6 protein-coding genes are annotated in these 5630 nt (G+C 66.1%); 3 read left to right on the top strand and 3 right to left on the bottom strand.

Going from position 1 to position 5630, the window contains the following annotated elements; translation table 11 throughout:
- The 3 genes from AB4Y84_RS11395 to AB4Y84_RS11385 form a co-directional block, all read left to right on the top strand.
- Window positions 1–471: carboxymuconolactone decarboxylase family protein (locus tag AB4Y84_RS11395; protein WP_442250146.1), on the top strand; the 471-nt coding region annotated here is incomplete at its 5' end.
- Window positions 472–506: 35 nt separating this feature from the next.
- A complete protein-coding gene (locus tag AB4Y84_RS11390) occupies window positions 507–914 on the top strand; it encodes a cupin domain-containing protein (RefSeq protein WP_442250145.1) in 408 nt (135 codons plus the stop codon).
- Between the two features lie 82 nt (window positions 915–996).
- Window positions 997–1878 (top strand): RNA polymerase sigma-70 factor, encoded by an 882-nt coding sequence (locus AB4Y84_RS11385; RefSeq protein ID WP_154881108.1) that lies wholly within the window; start codon window positions 997–999, stop codon window positions 1876–1878.
- Between the two features lie 197 nt (window positions 1879–2075).
- Here AB4Y84_RS11385 and AB4Y84_RS11380 read toward each other — a convergent pair whose 3' ends face one another.
- The 3 genes from AB4Y84_RS11380 to AB4Y84_RS11370 form a co-directional block, all read right to left on the bottom strand.
- Complete coding sequence (locus AB4Y84_RS11380) at window positions 2076–3029, bottom strand: alpha/beta fold hydrolase (RefSeq protein WP_248151194.1); 954 nt, start codon at window positions 3027–3029, stop codon at window positions 2076–2078.
- A gap of 91 nt (window positions 3030–3120) precedes the next feature.
- Window positions 3121–4041, bottom strand: a complete 921-nt coding sequence (locus AB4Y84_RS11375) for an MBL fold metallo-hydrolase (RefSeq protein WP_033832295.1) — start codon at window positions 4039–4041, stop codon at window positions 3121–3123.
- 312 nt (window positions 4042–4353) lie between these two features.
- On the bottom strand, window positions 4354–5418 hold the full coding sequence (locus tag AB4Y84_RS11370; RefSeq protein ID WP_442244521.1) for a prolyl oligopeptidase family serine peptidase: 1065 nt from the start codon (window positions 5416–5418) through the stop codon (window positions 4354–4356).
- Between the last annotated feature and the right edge of the window lie 212 nt (window positions 5419–5630).

The following is a 5630-nucleotide window of genomic DNA, read 5'->3' as shown; positions in this document are numbered from 1 at the left end:
CGCCTGGACTACGCCGCACAGTCGCCCGAACTCTTCAGGAAGCTCGGCACCTTCTCCCATGCCGTGCACAACAGTTCGATCGAAGCGGCCATCATCGACCTGGTCAACATCCGCGCCTCGCAGCTCAACGGCTGCGGGTTCTGCCTGGACATGCACGTGAAGGAAGCGACGATCCGTGGCGAGCGCGCATTGCGCCTGCACCATGTCGCGGCGTGGCGTGAATCGAACCTGTTCAGTGCGCGCGAACGTGCCTGCCTGGCGTGGACCGACGCACTTACCCACCTGCCTGCGCAGGGGGTTGCGGACGACGTGTATGAGCGCGTGCGTAGTCAGCTGTCCGAACAGGAAATCGTCGATCTGACCTACGCGGTGATGGCGATCAATGCATGGAACCGCGCCAACGTCGCCTTCCGTACGCAACCCGGCTCGCTGGACCAGGCCTTTGGCCTGGACAAGGCCGGTCTGGCCTGAGCGTCGACTGCCCAATTTCCTGCTGGAGACCTGCCATGCGTTCTCTCTGTTCCCTGGCGCTGCTGGCCCTGCTGCCGTTGACCAGCATCGCCGCCACGCCGCCGCCCACCGCACCCGAGCCCATCGTGCGCGAGGTCATGACCCGTCCGTTGCCGGAACAGCCGGGCAAGGAGGCACTGATCCTGACGGTGCAGTACCCACCCGRCGGCGCCGATCCCGTGCACCGGCACGACGCCCACGGCTTCGTCTATGTGCTGCAGGGCCGCATCGTGATGGGCGTGGCCGGCGGCCGCGAGGTCACCCTCGGCCCGGGGGAGGCCTTCCATGAAGGCCCGGACGATCTGCACACCGTCGGCCGCAATGCCAGCCAGACCGAGCCGGCGACATTCGTCGTGTTCCTGATCAAGGACATCGGCAAGCCGGCGGTACTGCCACCACGCTGACCGCCACCGGTCGGGGCAGTACCCGCCACTCCCACAGGTCCGCCGGTGTCACAATCGGCGGACCTGTCCCGTCTCTGCTGGCATGGACGACCCCACCGCACTGTTCACCCGACTACGCCCGCGCCTGTTCGGCGTGGCCTACCGCATGCTCGGCTCCTCGCACGAGGCCGAGGACGTGGTGCAGGATGTCTGGCTGCGCTGGCATGGCGCCAATCAGCAGGACATCGAGAACGCCGAAGCCTGGCTGGTGGCCACCACCACCCGCCGCGCCATCGATGGCCTGCGCCTGGCCCGGCGCACGCGCGAGCACTACGTCGGCATGTGGCTGCCCGAGCCGCTGCTCACCGAAGACACCGGCACACCCGAGTACATGCTGGAAACGGCCAGTGATCTGTCGGTGGCCTTCCTCAACGTGCTGGAGCGGCTGGCCCCGGACGCGCGCGCCGCGTTCCTGCTGCACGATGTGTTCGACCAGGATTACGACGTGGTGGCACGCACGCTGGACAAGACCGAAGCCGCCTGCCGGCAGATCGTGCACCGCGCACGCCTGCAGCTGCGGCAGGAGCGACCGCGCTACAACGTGCCGCAGGACGTGCACCAGAAACTGATGCGGCGTTTCGCAGAGGCCATCGCCAATGGCGACTTCGGGACGATGAAAACCCTGATGGCCGAATCGGCCGTGCTGATCGGCGATGGCGGCGGCATCGTCACCAGCTTCCCGAAACCGATGGTCGGCGGCGCACGCATCGCACAGCTGCTGTACGCCCCGCACCTGCGGCGCAAGGACCAGCTGCGGATGGTGCCGAGCATGATCAATGGACGACTGGGGCTGCTGCGCTACTTCGATGACGTGCTGGAATCGGCAATGGCCTTCGATACCAACGGCGAGCAGATCGTGCAGATCCTGGTGCAGCGCAACCCGCACAAGCTGCAGGGCCTGAACCAGCCAACCTTGATCCAGTAGATCCACGCCATGCGTGGATGCGGTTGCCTTCATGCACAGCAAAGCCACGCATGGCGTGGCTCTGCCGGCGGGCTTTCCACCCTGCGTCAATCCAGTAGATCCACGCCATGCGTGGATGCGGTTGCTCTCATGCACAGCAAAGCCACGCATGGCGTGGCTCTACCGGTCTCCGTGCCGCCTGACGGCTGCCCTTGCGGTTACTTCTGCTGCAGGAAGGCCAGCAGGTCCTGGTTGACCTTGTCCTTGTGGGTCTCGGTCAGACCATGCGGCGCGCCCGGGTAGACGATCAGCCTGGCGCCCTTGATCAGCTTGGCCGACATCCGTCCCGCCACGTCGATCGGCACGATCTGATCGTCGTCGCCGTGGATCACCAGGGTCGGCACATCGAACTTCTGCAGGTCAGCGCGGAAGTCGGTCGCCGAGAACGCGGCGATCGAGTCGTAGGTGTTCTTCTGCCCACCCAGCATGCCCTGCGCCCACCATGCATCGACCATCGCCTGGTTGACCTTCGCGCCCGGTCGGTTGAATCCATAGAACGGACCAGACGGAATGTCCTTGTACAGCTGCGAGCGGTTCTCCAGCTGCGCCTTGCGGATGCCGTCGAACACTTCGATCGGAACGCCACCCGGGTTGTCTGCGGTTTTCAGCATGAACGGCGGCACCGAACTGATCAGCACGGCCTTCTTCACCCGTCCCGTGCCATGGCGGCCGATGTACCGCGCCACTTCGCCGCCGCCGGTGGAGAAGCCCACCAGTGTGACGTCCTTCAGGTCCAGCGTATTGATCACCGTGGCCAGATCATCGGCGTAGTGATCCATGTCGTTGCCATCCCAGGGCTGGCTGGAACGACCGTGGCCACGGCGGTCGTGTGCGACCACCCGGTAACCGTGGTCCGCCAGGAACATCATCTGCGATTCCCAGCTGTCCGAATCCAGCGGCCAGCCATGGCTGAAGGTCACCACCGGCCCGTTCTTCGGGCCCCAGTCCTTGTAGTACAGCTGCACACCATCGGCGGTGGTGATGGTGCTGGCGGTGCGCGTGACAACGCTGGGCGCGGACGGGTGTGCCGGCGCGGCGGCCTGGGCGGACAGGCCCGCCTGCATCGACAGGGCCAGGGCAGTTGCAGCGAGGGTGCGGGTAACGGTGTTCATGGTGGACCTCCAGCGGATGGGTGGGTTTCGACAGGGGCTACTGTGCGCCCCTGTCCGGGACCATTGGTGACGTGAAGTCCAGAAAACTTGATCAAAAATCCCAGAACGCCGGCACCCAGCGGAACGCCTCGCCGTCGCGGGACACCCGGCCCACCGACGGGAACGGCAGGTGCGTGGCCACCAGCATCTCGCCGGTGCCGGCCAGCGCATTGAGCAGTTCAATGCGCACCCGCGCCGCTTCCTCCGGGTCGTGCTCGAAACCGTTGTGCCAGTTCGGTTGATCAAAACCGACGGCGAACACGGCATCGCCAGCAAAGGTCAGCGCCTGGCCCCCCGAAGCAACGCGCACCACGCAGTGGCCCGGCGTGTGGCCGCCGGTGCGGCGCGCGACTACGCCCGGTGCGATCTCATGCTCATCCTCGAAGGTGTGCACGAAACTGCCGTACTCGGCCCAGAAATGCGTGGCCGTTGCGCGAAGCGCGTCCGGGAACCCCTGTGGCATGTTGGTGCGGGTGAAGTCGGGCGACTTCCAGAACGCCACTTCCGACGCCGCGACATGGATCTTCAGATCCGGCCGCAGCTGTGCTTTCACTCCGTCCACCAACAGGCCACCGATGTGGTCCATGTGCATGTGGGTGATCACCACATCGGTGATCTCGCGCAGGTCGATACCGGCAGCGCCGAGGCGACGGATCAGCTGCCCGGCGCGCGGCAGCTGCAGGTCCGGGTCCATGCCCAGGCCGGCGTCGATCAGGATGGTGCGCTCACCGCTGTGCACCACCATCACGTTCAACGCCCAGTCGAACGCATCCTGTGGCAGGTACATCTCGTCGAACCATTCGGCGCGCTCGGACGCCTGCACGTTGTGGCCGAGCATCTGCGTYGGCAGCGGCAGCACGCCGTCGCTGACCACCAGCACATCGATATCGCCGACTTTCAGGGCGTAACGCGAGGGAACAAGCTCGTCGAGCGCGGGCGCGGCAGGGGCAATGGTGTTTTCCAGGCTGAACATGGGGCGATCTCCACGAAGGTTGGCTGGCAGGCAGTGAAGCAGKGCCGGCGGACAGTTCCGGGGTACGCCTTCGCACGGCGCAGGGCATGGCGTTGCCGGGCAGCAATGCCCTGCAGCACAGCGCCGCTGGTTCGATTGAAGACGGGATCCACGAGCTGTCGTGGCCCCGGAGCACGGCAAGGGCCGTGTGGGATCAGCGTAGACAACGCAGGCAGCGCGCAGTAGGCCCGCAGGCGGGCTCGTGGCGTTGCCTTTGGGGAAGCAGTGGGCGACGTGGTTCCCGCCCACCGCCTGCCACCCGGTGGGCTTCGCTCAGCCGCCCTTGCCCATCAGCCAGCGGATGGCCTGTGGGAACGAGGTCTTCCAGTCGTCCGGATAGAAATGGCCACCCTCATGGGTACGCGACCGGAGCTCGTTGCCATCGCTGAAAAGGGCGCGGAAATCCGCGCTCATCTTCTGGTTCGCCGGCCCTTCCTGCTCGCCGTTGATGACGAACACCCGCTTGCCGTGCGCGCTGCTCTGCGTGGGCACCGGCTGGCGCCAGCCACCCGGCGACACCAGCAATGCGCCGGCATAGTCATCCGGATGCTGCGCCAGCAGCGCGCCGGCATGCTGCGAGCCCTGCGAGAAGCCCATCAGGTACACCCGCTTGCGGTCGATGCACTGGCGCGCGGCCAGTTGCTCCAGCCCCGCCTGCACCACCTTGTGCGTGCCCTCATACGGGCCGGTCCAGCTGAAGCTGTCGAACGACTCGCGCATCTCCGTACCGTTGATGCCCAGCAACACCACACCAGCATCGGCCAGCGGCTGCTCGCTGCTGTCCAGGTGGCCGTTGATGCCGTAGCCGTGCAGCCACACCAGCACCGGCGCACAGGCCGGCATCGCAACACCCTTCGAAGGGGGCAGCACCGAGATGGCGCCCACCTTGCCGACCGATACCTTCGCGTAGCGTGCCTGCGTATTGGCCAGCACCTGCTTGAAGAACGGCGTTCCGCGCAGGTGCTCGAAGTCATCGTTGTCGGCCAGCGCGGGCGCGAACCACATGCCACGCTCATCGGCTTGGCGCAGATAGCGCTCGGCCAGCGCATCGTCACCGCGGCGTGCGAACAATGCCGCTGCGTGGTACGGCGCCTGCGCCAACGTGGGGTCTTCGCGGGTTGCGGCCAGATAGAGCGCCAGCGACTGCAGCAGCGTGGCGTCGTCTTCCTCGGCCCGCTCCATCAGGTCCTGCGCATCGTCGGCATTGATCAGGGCATTCAGCACCGGGCTGATCGACTTGAACGCGATGGTCGAGGCGCTGTCCTGTTCCTCGGCCTGTGCGGTTGGCGCGCAGACAGCGATCGCCAGGAAAACAGCAAGAGCAGACAGCTTCGGCATGGGGAATCTTCCGTGATTGCGGCAACGCGCGGGGCGCGCAGTCTAGCAACCTCCGGGCCGATCAGATCACCCTGCGCTCAACCGTAGGCAGGATGGCTGCCGGTAAGCACGCCCATCGAAAACGCGTAGCCCGCTTCTTCCAGCAACAGCCGCATGCGCAGTTCCGCGCGCCGCGGAACACACAGCCCGCTCGGTGCGTACAGCGCATAGAC

Origin of the sequence: Stenotrophomonas sp. 2YAF22 (genome assembly GCF_052114665.1) — a bacterium.
Taxonomy (GTDB): Bacteria; Pseudomonadota; Gammaproteobacteria; order Xanthomonadales; family Xanthomonadaceae; genus Stenotrophomonas; species Stenotrophomonas indicatrix.
Note: the sequence above shows the minus strand (reverse complement) of the source record. Positions and strands in the feature narration are given on the sequence as shown.

Bases quoted from the DNA above. Each gene is read 5' to 3' on its own strand.
- AB4Y84_RS11380 (WP_248151194.1), bottom strand. From the start codon at position 3,029: ATGAACACCGTTACCCGCACCCTCGCTGCAACTGCCCTGGCCCTGTCG.
- AB4Y84_RS11370 (WP_442244521.1), bottom strand. From the start codon at position 5,418: ATGCCGAAGCTGTCTGCTCTTGCTGTTTTCCTGGCGATCGCTGTCTGC.
- AB4Y84_RS11385 (WP_154881108.1), top strand. From the start codon at position 997: ATGGACGACCCCACCGCACTGTTCACCCGACTACGCCCGCGCCTGTTC.